This is a genomic window from Pseudoalteromonas sp. P1-25, from assembly GCF_001401805.1.
In the GTDB taxonomy this organism is placed as follows: domain Bacteria; phylum Pseudomonadota; class Gammaproteobacteria; order Enterobacterales; family Alteromonadaceae; genus Pseudoalteromonas.
Genome location: NZ_LKDW01000001.1, coordinates 27,549 through 46,447 on the forward strand (window position 1 = coordinate 27,549; position 18,899 = coordinate 46,447).

Below are 18,899 nucleotides of genomic sequence, written 5' to 3' on the forward strand. Positions count from 1 at the left end.
CGCCATCAAGCTGCGCGTCTACACGTTAAAACGCGATATAAAATCGCGACTACAAAACCACTTGTTTAAAGCGTGCGAATGTTCGCATACTTTCATCTGCAATCATTACCTCGTAATCTGGGTTTTGAGCAATTAGCTCATATTGCCCATTAGGTAATTTATTTACTTTTCGCAGTAAATACTGCCCGTCTCCGCTTATATCGTCTCGTTCTATAACAACTATTTGATCGCGAAGCGAACCCGCTTTGTCGGAGGTTATAAGTTCAAGTAACAATAAGTCGCCATCAAGTATTGGGTGTTTTCCGCCATTCATAGAGTTACCCGATGCGTGTGCTAAAAAATGTATTTGTGGATCAAGCTTGCCTGCGCCAAGTGGCGCGTCTAAATATTCAACATCGCTGCTATCGCCAGTTTTAAAATGCCCACAGGCAATTTTAATATTGGGGAAACACGGCAGTTTTAATGCGTTATCTTGTTCTTTTGCTGTATCGGCAAGATCTTTAAACGCTAGCTGAGTTACATTGTTAGGTTTTTGCTCTGTATTTTTTTTCGTGGTTGGCGTTTTTACTTTTAGCCGTTGGCTGTATTTAGCTAAGGTGTATTCAACTAGTTCTAACACGGCGTTGTTTAGTAATTCGCATTTTTCTGCGGGTACGTCAAACGTGGCTTTTACGATGTCGTTTTGTAAGGTAAACCATTGTGTGCCGTCTTTATTTTTATTGGTGTAGGCTTTAATTGGATTTTTACGCCAGTAGCTTTGCCATGTTTGTGAATTTGCAGCCGCTTGCTGTTCTTTAATAGGTAAATCGTGTTGCTTTAAATTTGGATGGCGCGCTAAAACCTTAGCACTCATAGCCGCAAGTTCTGCAACTGTTGGGGGTTTGGCAAAGCCATTTAAAGCAACATACGCTTCAAGCAAAATAGCTTTGAAGCATTTGGTCATACTGGTTGTTTGTATACCTTTATGTAAAAAGTCGTAAAACGGGGCTAATTGCTTGGCACTTTGCTGTGCTTCGTCATCAATATTTTGTGTTTGAGCAATTAGATCAAACCAACTAGTGTAATTGCTGTTTACCTTTTTTATATCCCCATAGTGGTAGTAAAACTCACTTAAGGTGGGTAAATGCCCAAGTTGCTCAGCAAGTTGTGTTATATCTTCAAGCGCCGTGGTGCGCTGCGCCTTAGCTAGCTGTTGCCAGAAGTCGGTGACTTTTAAATCAATATTTATAAAGCAGCCATCAGCTAGATTTGGCTTTTTAAGCTTTTTAACTACACCAGTTGGCGTGGTCTCATGAAGTAGTGCATAGGGTTTATTTAAAAAGCTGTGGTGGTTACCAATAAAATCAAGCACCACTAAATGTGTTTTACCTTCAAGGGTGCGTAAACCCCGTCCTAATTGCTGTAAAAAGAGTATTTTAGAGTCGCTTGGGCGCAGCATTAATATGGTATCAATGCTTGGTAAATCAGTCCCTTCGTTAAACAAATCAACAGTAAATAATACTTCAACTTGACGCTGTTCTAATTGTTTTAGTGCATCATTACGGCGTACTTTTGACTGGCTATGTACAGATAGCGCTTTTACACCCGCTTTATTAAACGCATCAGCCATGTAATCGGCATGTTTGGTTGAAATACAAAAGCCTAATGTGCGCTGCTGCTTGTATTGCTGCCATTGTAAAAGTGCGTGGTCTGCCCGTTTTTGAGTCGCAAATTTGTTTTCTAGTGCAGCGGGATCAAATCGACCATTGCGCCACGGAATAGCTTGATAGTTTACGTTTTCGTCCCAAATACCATAGTAATGAAATGGCACTAACGTTTTTTGGTCTATCCCCTGCGTTAAGTTACGCTCAAACACTAGGTTGTTGTCGCATAACCCTAAAATATCAGCTTGGTCGGTACGCTCTGGTGTAGCTGTTAAACCCAGTAAAAATTGAGGTTCAAAGTAGTTTAAAAGCTGGCGATATACACGCGCACTTGCATGGTGAAATTCGTCGACAATAATGTAATCAAATGCTGTTGGTGCAAACTGCTTCAAGTGGTTACTTCGGCCAATGGTTTGAATTGAGGCAAATAAACACTCAGCGTTTTTGTCTCGCTGTTTACCGTTATAAAACCCAGTAGATAGAGTGAGTAATTCAGAAAATGTTCGCTGTGCTTGCAAAAGTATTTCTTCGCGATGCGCTACAAATAAAATACGTTTTGCTTTGAACTGTTTTACATCAAATGCACTTAACCATGTTTTACCCATACCCGTTGCTAAAACCACTAAGCCACGCTTAAAGCCCTCGGTACGCGTTTGCGCTAAGGCATTAAGCGCTTCAATTTGAGCTGGCCTTGGTGTTTTAGCTTCATTCTTTTCAATAACTTGCTCAGCTGTATCAGCGTGGTTTACCGATACAAATTGCTGTGTTTTACGCCTAGTAATGTAGCTATTTATCCATTTATGGCTTAAATGGGTAACAAATTCGTGATTAAAAATATTTTCAAAAGCTGTGCGAATACTTAAAAACTGCTTTGCTGCTTGGCTTGTTTTTGGTTGCGTATAATCGTGTCTAAAGTTCCACTCGTGCCCTTTGGTTAATGCGCTGGCACTAATATTACTTGAGCCAATAAAGGCACAGCCATCAGTAATCTCGTTTTGGTCGTTTGTTTTAACAAATATATACGACTTCATATGAAAGCTTTGATTACTATGCGTTTGGTAAATGCGCACATCGGCTCCTCGATCTACTAACGCCATAAGTTCTCTTAACGCATTGGGATGAGTAATATCGAGGTAGTCTGAGGTAAGTAATTTAAGCGTTGCGCCACTTTGTAACGCTTCGCTTAGTGGGTCGAACAACAGTGCTAAGCCACTTGGCTGAATAAATGAAACTGTAATTTCAATCTCAGTGGCATTGTTTATGGCATGCACAAGGTTAGGTAATAACGGGTCATTATCACCCGTAATAAGCTGTTGGTTATTACTTTGCAGGTGTTGATGTTCGCTAAAACTATTCACTTATAATTTCGCTTTGCTATGCGTTAACAAGGCATTGAGCCACACTTCGCTTTCGCGCCCTGGGCGTTGATCAACACTTTGCCAGTGCTTAACTATGCGCAATTGCGTGTGCTGATTTAGCAAATTACTTAATAACTGCTCGGTTAAATCGGTAAATTTACGGCCATTATGTTCGCGTTCTTGCGTGCCATATTTAAACGATACATACAAAACGCCACTCGGTTTAAGCGCATTTTGTAGGTTTAAAAACACCTGTGGTAACTCTACTTTTGGTACATGCAATAAACTCGCGCAGCACCAAATGCCATCGTATTTATTTATACACTCAAGCTCTTGAAATGTTTTAACCTCGACTGGTTGTTGTAAGTAATTACTGGCTAACTTTGCAAGAGCGGTGCTTGCATCAAAGGCCGACACACTAAAACCTTGGCTTTTAAAATAGGCGGCATCACGTGCTGAGCCACAACCTGCATCTAGCACATGGCCGTTTTGTGCAACATACGGTAAAAACTCACGGTAAAGCGCCGACATATCAACATTAAGTGTTGAGTCGCTAAAAGTTTGTGCATGTTGGTTATAATAATTTAGTGTGGTATTGGGCACTGCTTATACCGCTCCTTGGCTTTTGTGCGTTTGCAACGTTAATGCTGTATTCATCTTTGTTTAATCTACAGGAACAGGCCAATAAATTAAAGAACTTATAAGTAGGTTTTTTTAGCTTAATACGCTGTTTGTATTGAATTTTGCATTAATCATTTCTCCCAAGCGTAAACTCTTTGCTTTTAGATACATTTTTTTACAACTTTAACGTCTCATTCATTATTATATTGTTTTGCTGGGTTATACTGTTTAAATAACGATTAAAAACGTACCTTAGAGTTTTAATGAATAAATTAATAACCTTATTAATGTGTGTATTGTTTAGTGCTTCTTGGGGTGTGTTTGCCTGCGAAAAAACACTAACGGTTGCCTCGCATGATGCTTTTTGGCCGCCTTATGTTATGGGTATTAATGGGCAGTTTCAGGGTAAAGAGGTAGAAGCGTTAAATATTATTTTTAAAGACTCGCCTTTTTGCTTTGAAGTAAAACTGTTGCCTAATTCTAAACGGGCTTTTACCGAGCTGCGCTATGGCCGAATAGACATAGGCTGGGCGGCCAGCTATACCAATGAGCGCGCTAAACACGTTCATTTTACAAAGCCGTACCGCACCGAGGTTATGCGTTTATACGAAAATATAAACAATTTACATAAAGCTAAAAATTTAGCCGAAATTTTTGACCAAGGTTTAACCATTGGCGCTAATTTTGGTAGCTATTACGGCAAAGAGTTTGAGCAGTATAAACACAGCCATAAAAAACAAATTGAGTACACTAGTGCAACCAGTAAGCGCTTTGAAATGCTAAATAAACAACGTATAGATTACGCAATAGAAGACGAGCTAGTAGGCAATTATTTAAGTAAACGGGGTAAAAATTTAATTGCGGCCCCTACTATACCCGCTATAAATAAAGATCAAATACACTTAATGCTGAGCAAAAAAACGGTAACGCTTGATGAGGTTAACATTATTAACGCGCATATTTTAAAAAAGAACGCGGCGCTTAAGGCGTTATTTGAATGAGTAGATTGCGAATATATTTAGTAATATGGGTAGCCTGTTTGGGGCTGTTTTGTGCCAGTGCAGTGGCGTGCGATAAAACAATTAACGTAGGCACTAACGAGCGCTATTGGCCGCCGTATGTTGTACTAAAAAATAATGCTTTAACGGGTTCTGAAATAGATGTAATTAAAACCATTTTTAAAGACTCTCCCTTTTGTATAAATTTTACCTTATTACCTAACTCGCAACGTGCCTTGGAAGAGTTAAAACATGGCCGTATAGATTTAATGTTTGCGGCGAGTAAAACCCGCGAACGTGAGGTGTACGCTCACTTTAGTTTGCCTTACCGCGAAGAAGCTATGATGTTGTATCAACACACTGACTCGGCAAACATTAGCTCCTTAGAGCAGCTTTTTAAAAAAGGCTTAACAACGGGTATTAATGGCGGTAGCTATTTAGGGCAGGCATTTAAAGCATTAAGTGAAAAGTATAGTGAGCAAATAGTGCTTACCTCCGAGGCCGATAAACGCTTTGCTTTACTTAATAAAAAGCGGGTAGATTTTGTAGTGGATGATTCGTTAGTGGCCGCTTACTTTACTAAAAATTACGCTGGTATATTGCCGGTTGAGCAAGTAGCGCCTGTTCACGTAAATAATGTGCATTTTATAATGAGCAAAAAAACAATAACGCTTAACGAGGTTGCTGTAATTAATCGCCTTATTAAAAATAACAAGGCGGCTATTAAGCGCATTTATAACCTCTATTAAACTACGGCTTTCTCCTTACTGTTTATTTATAACTTAACTTTCAGCCCTTTTAGGTGTGTATCTTTTACCTTTCATTACCGTGGGGGGATCTGTATAATTCGCCAGCTAATTTACCCTATTGCTTGGTCTTGTTTGTGGCGTTTTGCTGCAGTTGGCCCCTGTCAGTACTCATTCTAGGACTAACTTTTTGATCTCCACCGCAAATATTACGATGCAGTTTGGCGCAGAGCCGTTGTTTGAAAACATTTCAGCTAAATTTGGTAACGGTAACCGTTACGGTTTAATTGGCGCTAACGGCTGTGGTAAGTCGACCTTCATGAAAATTTTAAGCGGTGCGCTTGTGCCAAGTGCGGGTAATGTGTCGATTACGCCGGGGCTTAAAGTAGGTAACTTAAGCCAAGACCAATTTGCTTTTGAGCAATACAGCGTTGTAGATGCCGTAATTATGGGCGACGTAGAGCTTTGGAAAGTAAAGCAAGAACGCGACCGTATTTATTCATTACCCGAAATGAGCGAAGAAGACGGCATGAAGGTGGCCGACCTTGAAAGCGTTTTTGCCGAAATGGACGGTTACACAGCCGAAAGCCGCGCTGAAGAAATACTAATAGAAGCGGGTATAGATAAAGAGTTTCATTATGGGTTAATGGCAAATGTTGCCCCAGGTTGGAAATTACGTGTGCTTTTAGCGCAGGCGCTATTTGCAAACCCAGACATACTGCTACTCGATGAGCCAACCAATAACTTGGATATTCATACCATTACGTGGCTTGCTAACGAGCTTAATAAACGTAAATGCACCATGATTATTATTTCGCATGACCGCCATTTTTTAAATTCGGTATGTACTCACATGGCCGATATTGACTACGGCGAGCTGCGAATTTACCCAGGTAATTACGAAAAGTTTTTAGAAGCGTCTAGCTTGCAGCGTGAGCAGTTATTAGCCGAAAACGCTAAAAAGAGTGCTGAAATTGATGAGCTACAAGACTTTGTTAACCGCTTTGGCGCAAACGCCTCAAAGGCTAAGCAAGCCAGTTCGCGCGCTAAAAAAATGGAAAAAATAAAGCTAGACGACGTTAAAGCGTCAAGCCGTATGAGCCCGTCACTGAGTTTTGACGAGGGTAAAAAAATGTATCGCCAAGCGCTTGAAGTCACCAAGCTTGGCCACGGTTTTGATGGCGAAACCTTATTTAGCGGCGGCGACTTTTTATTAGAAGCCGGCGCTAAACTTGCCATTATTGGCGAAAACGGTGTGGGTAAAACCACTTTTTTACGCTGTTTGGTAAACGAGCTAAAATGCAATGAAGGCGAGATTAAATGGTCAGAAAATGCGACCTTTGGTTACTGCCCGCAAGACAGCACAAAAGATTTTGATAACGATTTAACGTTATTCGATTGGATGTCGCAGTGGCGCACAGCCAAGCACAACGATTTAATGGTGCGCGGCATGTTAGGGCGTTTATTGTTTACCGCCGACGATGCAAACAAAAAAGCGCGTAACTGCTCAGGTGGTGAAAAAAACCGTTTGTTATTTGGTAAGTTAATGATGCAAGACGTAAACGTACTGGTAATGGACGAGCCAACCAACCACATGGATATGGAAGCCATTGAAGCGCTTAATAATGCATTAAAAGACTTTAAAGGCACGCTTATTTTTGTAAGCCACGATCGCGAGTTTGTATCGTCATTAGCGACCCGTATTATTGATATTAAAGATAAACAAGTTATTGATTTTCAGGGTACGTTTGATGAATACCTAGCAAGCATAGAAGAGAAAAAAATTGCTTAAGTTGTAGCCACGATTTTATATCGCGTCTGTTTTAGGTTTAAGTTTTTAGGTTTCAAAATTAAAAATAAAGCCTAAACCATTTTAAAAAGGTGCTGTTTAGCACCTTTTTTTGTGGGTGTTTGAATAGGCGGGTGTGCATTGTTTTAGCCATAAGAGCTAAGCCCAACCCTGTAGACGCGCAGCTTGCTGGCGTTTTAAAAGCAACGCTTTTACCCTGTGCAAACCCCTTTGCTAAAGCCATGAGAAGCTACGCTTCTAACGTGAGCAAGCTCAACGTCTACAAGTCAAATTAACGCCGGAGCTTAACCCTGCTCTGTAGACGCGCAGCTTGCTGGCGTTTTAAAAGCAACGCTTTTACCCTGCTGTTAAACCCCTTAGCTAAAGCCATGAGAAGCTACGCTTCTAACGTGAGCAAGCTCGACGTCTACAACGCCGGAGCTAAGCCCAACCCTGTAGACCCACAGCTTGCTGGCGTTTAAAAGCAATGCTTTTGCCCTGTGCAAACCCCTTTGCTAAAGCCATGAGAAGCTTCGCTTCTAACGTGAGCAAGCTCAACGTCTACAAGTCAAATTAACGCCGGGGCTATCCTTCTAAAGTGAGCAAGCACAACAAATACAAGCTCAAAGCTAAAATTTAGACAATAAAAAAGGGGAGCAATGTTGCTCCCCTTTTATGCCTATTAAAATGATTTATTTAAGATCAAATCTGTCGGCGTTCATTACTTTTACCCATGCATTTACAAAGTCATGTACAAAACGTTCGTTGTTGTCGTCTTGTGCGTAAAATTCGCTTAATGCACGTAATATAGAGTTTGAACCAAACACTAAATCTATACGTGTTGCAGTCCATTTTATGGTGCCTGTTTTACGTTCAACAATGTTGTAAACACCTGGCTCAGACGGTTTCCAGTTATTGGCCATGTCGGTTAGGTTTACAAAAAAGTCGGTAGAAAGCGTGCCTACATTATCTGTAAATACACCGTGCTTGCTGCCTGCGTAGTTGGTGCCTAGCACGCGCATTCCGCCAAACAGTACGGTCATTTCTGGTGCAGTTAGGCCCATTAGCTGGCTACGCTCTAACAGTAGCTCTTCTGGCGATACGCTAAAGTCACCTTTAAGGTAGTTTCTAAAGCCGTCGTGCACTGGCTCTAACGGTTCAAACGATTCGGCATCGGTCATTTCGTCGGTTGCATCGCCGCGTCCTGGCGCAAACGGTACTGTTACATCAACACCAGCTTGTTTTGCCGCTTGCTCTACAGCAGCTGTGCCACCTAATACGATTAAATCTGCAATGCTGATAGGTTTAGCTAACCCTGCTTTAAATTTTTCAAGGGCGTTAAGTACGTTTGCTAGGCGCTCTGGCTCATTACCCTGCCAATCTTTTTGCGGAGCTAAGCGAATACGCGCGCCATTTGCACCACCACGGCGGTCTGAACCACGGTACGTACGTGCGCTATCCCAGGCTGTAGTAATTAAATCGGTTGCGCTTACGCCGCAATCAAGAATTTGTGCTTTTAGCTCGCTAATCTCATCCTCTGATAAGGTGTAGTCAACACTTGGAATTGGGTCTTGCCAAATTAGGTCTTCGCTTGGTACATCTTTACCTAAGTAACACGCTTTAGGGCCTAAGTCGCGGTGTGTAAGTTTAAACCATGCGCGGGCAAACACGTCAGAAAAATACTCAAAGTCGTCGTTAAAACGTTCAATAATTTTACGGTAGATTGGGTCTACCTTCATGGCCATATCGGCGTCGGTCATCATTGGGTTTAAACGAATTGATGGGTCTTCTACATCTACCGGTTTGTCTTCTTCTTTAATATTTACAGGCTCCCATTGGTGCGCACCTGCAGGGCTTTTAGTTAGTTCCCACTCGTAATTTAATAGTAAGTGGCAGTAGCCGTTGTCCCATTTTGTTGGGTGGGTTGTCCACGCGCCCTCTAGCCCCGATGTTACGGTATTGCGGCCAAAGCCGCCTTCTTTAGTGCTGTTCCAACCTAGGCCTTGCTCGTGTACGTCGGCTGCTTCGGGTTCTGGGCCTAAGTGTTCAGCTTTACCGTTACCGTGAGTTTTACCCACTGTGTGGCCACCTACGGTAAGCGCTGCGGTTTCTTCATCGTTCATTGCCATACGTGCAAAGGTTTCACGTACGTGCTGCGCCGTTTTAAGAGGATCGGGTATACCATTTACACCTTCTGGGTTTACGTAAATTAAGCCCATTTGTACTGCAGCTAATGGATTTTCCATTGTGTCGGGCTTTTCTACGTTGTCGTATCGCTCATCACTTGGTGCTAGCCATTCTTTTTCTGCGCCCCAGTATATGTCTTTTTCTGGGTGCCATATGTCTTCACGTCCCCCTGCAAAGCCATAAATTTTTAAGCCCATTGATTCGTATGCCATATTACCGGCCAAAATAAATAGGTCGGCCCATGAAAGTTTATTGCCGTATTTTTTCTTAATTGGCCATAGTAGTCGGCGCGCTTTATCTAGGCTTGCGTTATCTGGCCACGAATTAAGCGGTGAAAAACGCTGGTTACCGGTGCTTGCACCACCACGGCCGTCTGATAATCGATACGTACCTGCAGAGTGCCATGCCATGCGGATCATTAAGCCGCCGTAATGACCCCAATCGGCAGGCCACCAATCTTGGCTATCGGTCATAAATGCTTTTAGGTCTGCTTTAACTGCGTCTAAATCGAGAGATTTGAATGCTTCGGCGTAGTTAAAGTCTGTGCCGTAGGGGTTTGATTTGGTGTCGTGCTGATGAAGAATGTCTAAATTTAGAGTATTTGGCCACCAATCTGTGTTTACTTTAGAAATAACTGAGTTACTACCGTGCATTACCGGGCATTGGCCCGTTTTAGTGCTGCTCATTATCAGCTCCTTACTTTAAATGAAGAGTTTAACTATTTTACTCAAGCCCCAGCGCCTACATTTGAAGTAACACGCTAAGGTGTATTAATTTTGCGCATAATTTTTGTTTACTGCCCAAACAATATAGACCCCAAATATTACATTCGCCAGTGTATTAACTTGAATTAAATCGATTGAAACCATTGGTTTATTGGATAATGTTTAAGCGCTGAAATTTAAGTGATCGGATTAAATAGTTAACCCGTAATGTTATGTGAAGGGTTTGAAAGTGGCTTTTAATTAAGCGCACATTGGAATACCCCCCTTCACCATGAAATTAAAGTTGTTTATAAAGGTGCATTACTAAGCCCAATGCACCTTTACTTTATAACTTATTGAAATCTATTTTAAATAATTAAGTAAATGTTCAGATTAACTTGATTATTATGACCACTCACTCCTGTTATTTCCCTGCGACAATTTATTGTTGTTTTAAGCAGTTTTGCCAGTCCACTTTGGGCTGGCTTTTTTTGCCTAACACTTAGTGCGCTTTAAAGTTATGTGAGTTTGCTATGTTGTTTTATGTTCAAAGCCAACACGCCCTAGTGCCAATAAGCCTTGCATGTTAAAGTGCGGTTAGTCACTAATAATTAACTTAGGCGTACCCATGCGTTTTTATATATCTATTCTATTTATTTGTTTTTTTTCGCTTTTAAATACTGTTAATGCACAAGAGTCAGCTGCCCCAACAGAACAGCAACAGCAACAAGCGTTAGCACAATTAAATGAGCCTATGTATAAACCGCTTTTAGAACGCTATATTCTTGATGAGTTAAAAGCTGTTCGCCAAGACCAACAACAATTACGCGAAGATGTAACTAAACAAGTTACCCACGCCCAATTAGACACCGCCGACAGAGCGCTTATTTACACCACCGACACAATAAATAATGTATTTTTTATTATTACTGCTACGGCCTCTATTTTGGTTTTAGTAGGTTGGAACTCGCTGCGCGATGTTAAAAACAAAGTAGAAGACATAGTAAATACGCGTGTAAGTGTGATCACTGACGAGTACGAAGATCGCCTAAAAATTCTTGAAGAAAAACTACGTGTACGCTCAGAAGAAATACTCAGTAACCAAGAGCGTATATCAGTCACTAACGAGGTGCATTCTTTATGGATGCGCGCAAACCTAGAAAGCGACTTTGCAAACAAAATAGAAATATTTGACGAAATTTTAAAACGTAAGCCGGAAGATGTAGAAGCCATTGCCTACAAAGCGGATGCATTATTAGAGCTAAACGAAACCGCCAAAGCCATTGAGTTATGTAACCAAGCCATTGATATAGATAGCGACTACGGCTATGCCTACTGGCAGCGTGCATGTGCGTATGCACTTACACACAAACATGCCGATGCATTGGCCGATATTAAAATGGCCCTTGATTACTCGCCAAACTTACGTAATGAGTTATTGCACGAAAGCGCATTTGCCAGCCTGCACGATAACGACAGCTTTAATGCGATAGTGGCAGGTAGCTAGAGTTTTATAGCCAAGATGCTAACGTGTTGATATAAAAGCTGTTGTGGTTTTTTATCATTGCGTTAGCTACACGCCTAAGCCATGAGAAGCTTCGCTTCTAACGTGAGCAAGCTCAACGTCTACAAGTCAAATTAACACCGGAGCTAAACCCAGCTCTGTAGACGCACATTGCTTTCGTTTAAAAACAACGTTTTTACCTAAACGTAAACCACTTTGCCAAAGCCATGAGAAGCTACGCTTCTAACGTGAGCAAGCTCAACGTCTACAAGTAAAATTAACACCGGTGCTAAACCCAACCCTGTAGACGCACAGCTTGCTGGCGTAACGAGCGATAGCTCGTAAATATTAAACCAATACAATCACAAAGAGGTGAAGAGGCGCTTCGCTTTAGAGAAGTAACTAGTAATGAGAAGCTTCGCTTCTAACGTGAGCAAGCTCAACAAATAAAATGTTAACGTTAGCGTTTAAAGTATAAATCGATGGCTTTGGTGAGGAGTTCGTCGAGTTGCTCTTCGAAGGTATCTATATCAATTTCAAAATGATTTAAATAGGCTTTGGCCTGCACTCGCGACAAGTTACGGTTTTTTACGCTGTACTGGCGCTCATCTTTTTGTTTATCAAAACGCGGTAAAAACAAAAATTGCCCGTAATAAGGTGATTTAATGTGCTTGTTAGCATAACGACAAAAGTCTTCTATGTGATCTGCGCCTTGCGGCCCTAAACACCCAGGCTCAACACGGTACATTAAGCGAATTTTTTTGTCGTCTGCTAACTGCATAGTAGGCCTTTTATTATCTAAAAAATAATACGCGGATTATTTTTCCATCTTTTATTTGGTAGCTCGAAACTAACTCTGAGCGTTTATCTACCACGTTTTCGTCTGTTGAACAGGTTTCTGATAGCTCGTGATCTATTACTATGTCGCCGTGCACAATACGCTTTATTGGTGAGCTATTAATGCACTTTAATTTTTTAAACATTAAGCCGTAACGGGCTATGAGCTTTTCTTTTCCTTTAAATAATAGCTCATTAGGAAAAATATAAAACTCTACATCTTCATCGTACATACGAATAAATTGTTCAATGTTACGTGCGTTATAAGCTTCAACTAATTGCTCTACAACAGCGAGCGACTCACGAGACTGCTTAGCTTTAGCTTGTTGTTTTGCAGTTAATGCTTCTTTGGCTTGGGTTACCGCTTTTTCTGCCTCGGCTACGGCCGCTGCTTTTTCTACTTTGGTTTTTGGTTTTTCTACCGGTTTAGGGGTTTCGCTACCTAGTACTTTTGAATCATCAGGTTTAGTTGTCTCTACTTTTGGCGTTTTAAGCTTTGGGGCTTGGTACTCAAGTGTGTTTAACTTTTCATCTTTTGGTTGCGAACTGCTGGCTTGAGTAGAGCTTGACGCTTGCTCGGTGCTTTTTTGCTCTTGTTGACTCTCTTCGGTTTGATCTGCTGCGTAACTGATCAGGGCTACTGTGGCAATAAGCGTGGCAAAAATAATAGATAACGATTTCATAACTTTCCTAATATGAACATATAACGCTGTTAATGCTGCAACATAACAAATTTGAGCGTTTTCGGGTAGCAATTAAATGATTGTTATACACTTTACCAATACTGCTCAACCGTTATGTGCCCTGGGTCTCTGCGACGATTTCGTTTAAAGTTTTTGGCTAAAAGTAAGTCGGTTGTGTCTTTCACCATCTGTGGGTTACCGCAAATCATAAATTGGGCATTATCAGGCGTTGGCATGTGTGGGGTTTTACTAAACAGCTCACCGTTTTGAATTGCTGTCGTTATACGCCCTTTTAGGCCTTGTTGTGGCTCCTCACGGCTTACAACCGGAATATAATTAAGCTGTGTAGGGTGCGCGTTTGTAAGCGTGTGTATTAAGTTTTGGTAGCTTAAATCGGCATTAAAACGTACGCCGTGCACTAAGTTAATTTGTGTGTATTTTTCCCATACCTCTGGTTGCTGCAAAATAGATAAAAACGGCCCTATTGCGGTGCCTGTGCTTAACATCCATAACTGTTGGCTTGGCGGTATTTCGTCAAGGGTAAAAAAGCCAGAAGCACGTTGCTCTATTAATACAGTGTCGCCTGGTTTTAATTGCGCCAGCTTAGGCGATAATAAACCACCCTCTACATTAATAAGGTAAAATTCTAAATCGGGGTTATTAGGCGCGTTTACATAAGAATATGCCCGTGCAATACGCTTATCTCCATCCATAATCGAGAGCTTAGTAAACTGCCCTGCTTTAAATGGCTCTACACGTGCGTTTACGACTAAACTAAACAGTGTATCGCTCCACCATATTACTTTTTTTACAGTTGCATCTACCCAGTTAGACATAGTCAACTCCATAGCTTAACGCTTTAAAAATGATAAATGGTTGTAATTTATACACTAGCATTAACTTAAGTAGAGTGACACTGCGAGCAACTACTTTTTAAACATAACGTTTTTACTTTGGGTAACATTGATTTTATTAAAAAGATGAGTAGCAGCGGCTTTATGCCGCGATAAATTAATACAAATACGCGAGGTAAACTCCAGCTACTTTTTTTTAATGCGCACATTGCTGGCGTTTTAAAAGCAACGCTTTTACCTAAGTGTAAACCCCTTTGCCAAAGCCATGAGAAGCTGCGCTTCTAACGTGAGCAAGCTCAACGTCTACAAGTAAAATTAACACCGGAGCTTAACCCTTCCCTGTAGACGCGCAGCTTGCTGGCGTTTTAAAAACAACGTTTTACGTTGTGTAAACCCATTTGCCAAAGTCATGAGAAGCTGCGCTTCTAACGTGAGCAAGCTCAACGTCTACAAGTAAAATTAACGCCGGAGCTTAACCCAACCCTGTAGACGCGCAGCTTGCTGGCGTTTTAAAAACAACGTTTTACGTTGTGTAAACCCCTTTGCCAAAGTCATGAGAAGCTGCGCTTCTAACGTGAGCAAGCTCAACGTCTACAAGTCAAACTAACGCCGGAGCAAAACCCAGCCCTGTAGACGCGCAGCTTGCTGGCGTTTTAAAAGCAACGCTTTTATGGGCATAAAAAAAGCCGCATAAAATGCGGCTTTGGGGGTTTAGTCTCACTTCACTTTGGGCGTGTCTCCAAAACTTAGTGAATACGTTACCAAGGAACTGTTTGCTAATTTAATAAAATTACGTTTATTAAACAGACTCTAATGCAATTTTAACCATTTCGTTAAACGTGCTTTGGCGCTCATCGGCTGGTGTTGCTTCACCAGTGATCACGTGGTCACTTACCGTGAATAATGCCATTGCATTTGCACCGTACTCTGCTGCTACACCGTATAAACCGGCTGTTTCCATATCAACAGCAAGTACTCCTAGTTTATCTAGGTCTTTGTAAAATGTGTCGTCAGCTTGGTAGAAAGTATCGGTAGTAAATACGTTACCTACCTTTGCTTTTATACCTAGCTCTTTAGCGGCGTTAACACCGTTTAAAAGTAGGTCAAAGTTAGCAATTGCTGAAAAATCGTAACCACGAACACGTGCACGGTTTACGTTTGAGTCGGTGCTTGCACCTTGTGCAAAAATTACGTCGCGAATTTTAATATCTGTACCAATACCACCACAGGTGCCAATACGGATAATATTTTTTACGCCAAAGCTTACAATTAACTCACGCGCATAAATAGACATAGATGGTATGCCCATGCCCGAACCCATTATACTTACCGGTTTACCTTTGTATGTGCCTGTAAAGCCGTACATGTTACGTACACCAGTTACTTGTACTGCATCATCTAAAAAGTTTTCAGCAATGTACTGTGCACGAAGCGGATCGCCCGGCATTAATACTGTTTCAGCAAAGTCACCAACGTTTGCACTAATATGCGGAGTACTCATTAATTGTTTTTCCTTTTTATTTAGGCGCGTTAAGCTTATTTAAAAAGCCGTCGCCGTATTCAAGTGCAGGTAAGTTAAACCACTGTGCAAGGGTTTGACCTATATCTGCAAAGCTATTGCGCTCGCCAAGCGGGGTATTTTGCATGCCCGGTTGATAAGCTATAACTGGTACATATTCGCGGGTGTGCTCAGAACCTGGAAAGGTTGGGTCACAGCCGTGATCTGCAGTGATCATTAATACATCATCTGCATTTAATTGGTTTAGTATAGTTGGTAAGTAATCGTCAAATTCTTTTAATGCTTTTGCATAACCAACTGGGTTACGACGGTGGCCAAACTTTTCGTCAAAATCAACTAAATTGGTAAAAATTAAGCTGTTGTCTGGCGCGTTTGCTAATACTTCGCTGCTTTTTTCAAGCAAATTCATTAGCCCTGGGGCTTTATGTTTTTGCGTAATACCTTGGTGTGCATATATATCAGCAATTTTACCAATGCTTATTACTTCACCACCGTGTTTAGATAACACATCTAACAATGTTGGCGACGGCGGCAATACAGAATAATCACGACGATTACCTGTGCGAGCAAAGTCTGCATTGCTTGTGCCTAAAAATGGCCTAGCTATAACACGACCTATATTTAGCTTGTCGAGTAATTCGCGAGCAATTTCACAAATTTCGTAAAGTCGCTCTAGACCAAATGACTCTTCGTGAGCAGCTATTTGAAATACGCTATCTGCAGAGGTATAACAAATTGGCTTACCTGATTTTACGTGCTCTTCACCAAGTTGCTCTAAAATCGTGGTGCCTGATGCATGGCAGTTGCCTAAAATACCAGGAATACCCGTGCGGGCTATAAACTCATCTACAAATTCTTGTGGGAAACTCGGCTGTGTTTTAAGGAAGTAACCCCAATCAAATAACACGGGTACGCCGGCCATTTCCCAATGCCCTGAAGGCGTATCTTTACCGCTTGAAAGCTCTTTTGCATAACCCCATGCACCTTGTGATGCTTGACGGTCAGAAACTAAACACGTTTCGCCACCTGCTGCCTCACAGGCATCAATTAAACCTAATTTAGATAAATTAGGTAACGATAACGCTTTACCCGTTTCGTCGTGGTATGCTTTTAACAAGTGGGCAAGTGTATTTGCTCCAACATCACCAAATTTGTCTGCATCGGGTGCTGCGCCTATACCTAGGCTGTCTGCCATTAAGATGATTGCTCTTGCCATGTTGACCTCACTTTGCTTCTAGGTGGTTACTTTATCCGCTGAACGAATTTTCCGTACAGGACATAAGTCCTGTTTCATAAAAGCTAAACATTATAAATTTGCGTTCTTAAGCAAAGCAAAAGAGATTATTCGTGTCTTTTTTGCTATTGTGATCAACCAAACAACTTTTCCTTTTCTGTGTGGGTGAGAACTTTAGTGACACGAACTATTATAGCTATTGCTGGCGCATCGGCGTCGGGCAAATCTCTTTTTAGCCAAACTATTTACAATGAGTTGGTTAATGAGCTTGAACCAGGCGCTATCGCCATTATTGAAGAAGATGCTTATTACAAGGATCAGTCGCATTTGCCTATGGAACACCGTACGCAAACTAACTACGACCATCCTGATGCATTTGAACATGAGTTAATGCTAGAACATTTAACTCAACTTCGTAGTGGTAACTCTGTCGAAGTACCTACTTATGATTATGCACAACACACACGAAGCGATGAAACTCGCCGCGTTGCTGCAGCTAAAATTTTAATAGTAGAAGGTATTTTATTATTAAGTGATAAAGCACTTAATAAAGAATTTGATATTAAGGTGTTTATAGATACCCCCCTTGATATTTGCTTAATGCGTCGTATGCAACGAGACATGGAAAAAAGAGGTAGAACATTACAATCTGTTGTTGAGCAATATCAAGCAACTGTTAGACCGATGTTTTATCAATTTATTGAGCCTTCAAAGCATAACGCTGATTTGGTTGTGACTCGAGGCGGTATGAACCGCGTTGCGATTGATATTATTAAAAGTAAAATTAAGTATTTACTACAAGAATAATAACGGGAAACATCTGTATGACAACATTTATGAGCTTAGTAGGCATGTTTGTACTACTAAGTATTGCTTTTGCGGCGTCGACTAATCGCAAAGCAATAAACTTACGCACCGTAGCGATAGCCTTTGCTATGCAAGTAGTTATTGGTGGGTTTGTACTGTTTTTTGAAGCAGGCAAAAATGTGTTAGCAAGTATGTCTAGTGCCGTTTCTTCGGTTATTAGTTTTGCAAACGATGGGATTGGATTTTTATTTGGCCCACTTGCTTCGCAAGACACGCTAGGTTTTATTTTTGCTATTCAAGTTTTACCGGTCATTGTGTTTTTCTCAGCACTTGTTGCTGTGCTTTATCACATTGGCATTATGGATTGGATAATTAAAATTTTGGGCGGCGGTTTACAAAAATTATTGAAAACCTCGCGCACAGAATCGCTCTCAGCAACGGCTAATATATTTGTAGGCCAAACTGAAGCACCTTTAATCGTTAAGCCGTTTATAGCAACCATGACTAAGTCTGAGTTGTTTGCAGTAATGGTAGGTGGCTTAGCCACGGTAGCAGGCTCTGTAATGGCAGGTTACGTAATAATTGGTGTAGAGCTTAAGTATTTAATTGCCGCTAGCTTTATGGCTGCACCAGGTGGGTTTTTAATGGCCAAAATGATTGTGCCAGAAACCGAAACACCTAAAGATACGCTCGCAGAGTTAGATAGCGATGAAGACAAGCCTGTTAATGTTATTGATGCAGCAGCATCAGGCGCAGCTAACGGCATGCATTTAGCGCTAAATGTGGGCGCAATGCTATTAGCTTTCGTAGCATTAATAGCGTTATTAAACGGCTTATTAGGCGGAATTGGAGGGTGGTTTGACTATCCTACTTTAACGCTACAAGAGATTTTAGGTTATGTATTTGCCCCTGTTGCATGGTTACTTGGCGTACCATGGGATGAGGCAATCATAGCAGGTAGTTTTATTGGTCAAAAGTTAGTAGTAAATGAGTTTGTTGCTTACTTAGACTTTATAAATTATCGCGATACGTTAAGTGCGCACACTCAAGCAATTGTAACATTTGCCTTGTGTGGGTTTGCTAATCTATCGTCGATAGCTATTTTACTAGGTGGATTAGGCGGTATGGCGCCTAGTCGGCGAAAGGATATCGCACGCTTAGGGCTCAGAGCAGTGTTAGCAGGATCTATGGCTAACCTTATGAGCGCAGCAATTGCTGGGTTTTTCCTCTCGCTAGCTTAGAAACTTAATGAGATGAACACCGGTGTTGCAAAACAAGAAGATAGTACTTTAAGGGGTTAAAGCACTATCTGACTTGAACGATACTTCACCAAGGGCCGCAAGGCCCTTTTATCGTTTTAGGGCTATTAAAAACTTACTCCTTTTAGTTAAATAAGCACTAGCCTTTGTCCCTCC

Annotated in this window: 14 protein-coding genes; 6 read left to right on the forward strand and 8 right to left on the reverse strand. The window is 41.3% G+C overall.

What is annotated here, in order from left to right:
• Positions 1-49 precede the first annotated feature (49 nt).
• The gene (locus AN393_RS00130; protein ID WP_055016997.1) at positions 50-3,001 is read right to left on the reverse strand and encodes a DEAD/DEAH box helicase family protein; all 2,952 of its coding nucleotides are present in this window, start codon (positions 2,999-3,001) and stop codon (positions 50-52) included.
• Positions 3,002-3,604: a bifunctional 2-polyprenyl-6-hydroxyphenol methylase/3-demethylubiquinol 3-O-methyltransferase UbiG gene (locus tag AN393_RS00135; protein WP_055016998.1), complete on the reverse strand. Its 603-nt coding sequence runs from the start codon at positions 3,602-3,604 to the stop codon at positions 3,002-3,004. It abuts the gene before it with no gap.
• Between the two features lie 281 nt (positions 3,605-3,885).
• Here AN393_RS00135 and AN393_RS00140 point away from each other — a divergent pair, with 281 nt between their 5' ends.
• The 3 genes from AN393_RS00140 (at position 3,886) to AN393_RS00150 (ending at position 7,158) form a co-directional block, all read left to right on the forward strand.
• The gene (locus AN393_RS00140; protein ID WP_055016999.1) at positions 3,886-4,623 is read left to right on the forward strand and encodes an ABC transporter substrate-binding protein; all 738 of its coding nucleotides are present in this window, start codon (positions 3,886-3,888) and stop codon (positions 4,621-4,623) included.
• Positions 4,620-5,369 (forward strand): ABC transporter substrate-binding protein, encoded by a 750-nt coding sequence (locus tag AN393_RS00145; protein WP_055017000.1) that lies wholly within the window; start codon positions 4,620-4,622, stop codon positions 5,367-5,369. The genes AN393_RS00140 and AN393_RS00145 overlap by 4 nt, the downstream gene beginning before the upstream one ends.
• A 187-nt stretch (positions 5,370-5,556) precedes the next feature.
• The gene (locus AN393_RS00150) at positions 5,557-7,158 is read left to right on the forward strand and encodes an ABC-F family ATPase (RefSeq protein ID WP_082422642.1); all 1,602 of its coding nucleotides are present in this window, start codon (positions 5,557-5,559) and stop codon (positions 7,156-7,158) included.
• Between the two features lie 689 nt (positions 7,159-7,847).
• Here AN393_RS00150 and katG read toward each other — a convergent pair.
• A complete protein-coding gene (gene katG / locus AN393_RS00160; RefSeq protein WP_055017002.1) occupies positions 7,848-10,028 on the reverse strand; it encodes a catalase/peroxidase HPI in 2,181 nt (726 codons plus the stop codon).
• A 646-nt stretch (positions 10,029-10,674) separates the two neighbouring features.
• Here katG and AN393_RS00165 point away from each other — a divergent pair.
• On the forward strand, positions 10,675-11,553 hold the full coding sequence (locus AN393_RS00165; protein ID WP_055016595.1) for a TPR end-of-group domain-containing protein: 879 nt from the start codon (positions 10,675-10,677) through the stop codon (positions 11,551-11,553).
• A gap of 457 nt (positions 11,554-12,010) precedes the next feature.
• On the opposite strand, the gene AN393_RS00170 is transcribed toward AN393_RS00165, so the two are convergent.
• From AN393_RS00170 to AN393_RS00190, 5 genes are all read right to left on the reverse strand, one after another.
• On the reverse strand, positions 12,011-12,331 hold the full coding sequence (locus AN393_RS00170) for a hypothetical protein (RefSeq protein WP_004589283.1): 321 nt from the start codon (positions 12,329-12,331) through the stop codon (positions 12,011-12,013).
• 13 nt (positions 12,332-12,344) lie between these two features.
• Positions 12,345-13,070, reverse strand: coding sequence for a nuclear transport factor 2 family protein (locus AN393_RS00175; RefSeq protein ID WP_055016594.1), 726 nt, complete (start codon positions 13,068-13,070; stop codon positions 12,345-12,347).
• 92 nt (positions 13,071-13,162) lie between these two features.
• Entirely contained in the window at positions 13,163-13,906 is a 744-nt protein-coding gene (locus AN393_RS00180; RefSeq protein ID WP_055017003.1) for a ferredoxin--NADP reductase, read from the reverse strand.
• A gap of 817 nt (positions 13,907-14,723) precedes the next feature.
• Positions 14,724-15,425: a purine-nucleoside phosphorylase gene (gene deoD / locus AN393_RS00185; RefSeq protein WP_055017004.1), complete on the reverse strand. Its 702-nt coding sequence runs from the start codon at positions 15,423-15,425 to the stop codon at positions 14,724-14,726.
• Between the two features lie 16 nt (positions 15,426-15,441).
• Positions 15,442-16,659: a phosphopentomutase gene (locus tag AN393_RS00190; RefSeq protein ID WP_055017005.1), complete on the reverse strand. Its 1,218-nt coding sequence runs from the start codon at positions 16,657-16,659 to the stop codon at positions 15,442-15,444.
• A gap of 195 nt (positions 16,660-16,854) precedes the next feature.
• On the opposite strand from AN393_RS00190, the gene udk reads away from it, so the two are divergent.
• Positions 16,855-17,484, forward strand: a complete 630-nt coding sequence (gene udk, locus AN393_RS00195; RefSeq protein ID WP_004587190.1) for a uridine kinase — start codon at positions 16,855-16,857, stop codon at positions 17,482-17,484.
• Between the two features lie 17 nt (positions 17,485-17,501).
• Complete coding sequence (locus AN393_RS00200; protein WP_055013477.1) at positions 17,502-18,725, forward strand: NupC/NupG family nucleoside CNT transporter; 1,224 nt, start codon at positions 17,502-17,504, stop codon at positions 18,723-18,725.
• Positions 18,726-18,899 lie beyond the last annotated feature (174 nt).

Coding starts and splice junctions, on each gene's coding strand:
- AN393_RS00140 (WP_055016999.1), top strand. CDS start 3,886: ATGAATAAATTAATAACCTTATTAATGTGTGTATTGTTTAGTGCTTCT.
- AN393_RS00145 (WP_055017000.1), top strand. CDS start 4,620: ATGAGTAGATTGCGAATATATTTAGTAATATGGGTAGCCTGTTTGGGG.
- katG (WP_055017002.1), bottom strand. CDS start 10,028: ATGAGCAGCACTAAAACGGGCCAATGCCCGGTAATGCACGGTAGTAAC.
- AN393_RS00165 (WP_055016595.1), top strand. CDS start 10,675: ATGCGTTTTTATATATCTATTCTATTTATTTGTTTTTTTTCGCTTTTA.
- AN393_RS00170 (WP_004589283.1), bottom strand. CDS start 12,331: ATGCAGTTAGCAGACGACAAAAAAATTCGCTTAATGTACCGTGTTGAG.
- AN393_RS00175 (WP_055016594.1), bottom strand. CDS start 13,070: ATGAAATCGTTATCTATTATTTTTGCCACGCTTATTGCCACAGTAGCC.
- AN393_RS00180 (WP_055017003.1), bottom strand. CDS start 13,906: ATGTCTAACTGGGTAGATGCAACTGTAAAAAAAGTAATATGGTGGAGC.
- deoD (WP_055017004.1), bottom strand. CDS start 15,425: ATGAGTACTCCGCATATTAGTGCAAACGTTGGTGACTTTGCTGAAACA.
- AN393_RS00190 (WP_055017005.1), bottom strand. CDS start 16,659: ATGGCAAGAGCAATCATCTTAATGGCAGACAGCCTAGGTATAGGCGCA.
- AN393_RS00200 (WP_055013477.1), top strand. CDS start 17,502: ATGACAACATTTATGAGCTTAGTAGGCATGTTTGTACTACTAAGTATT.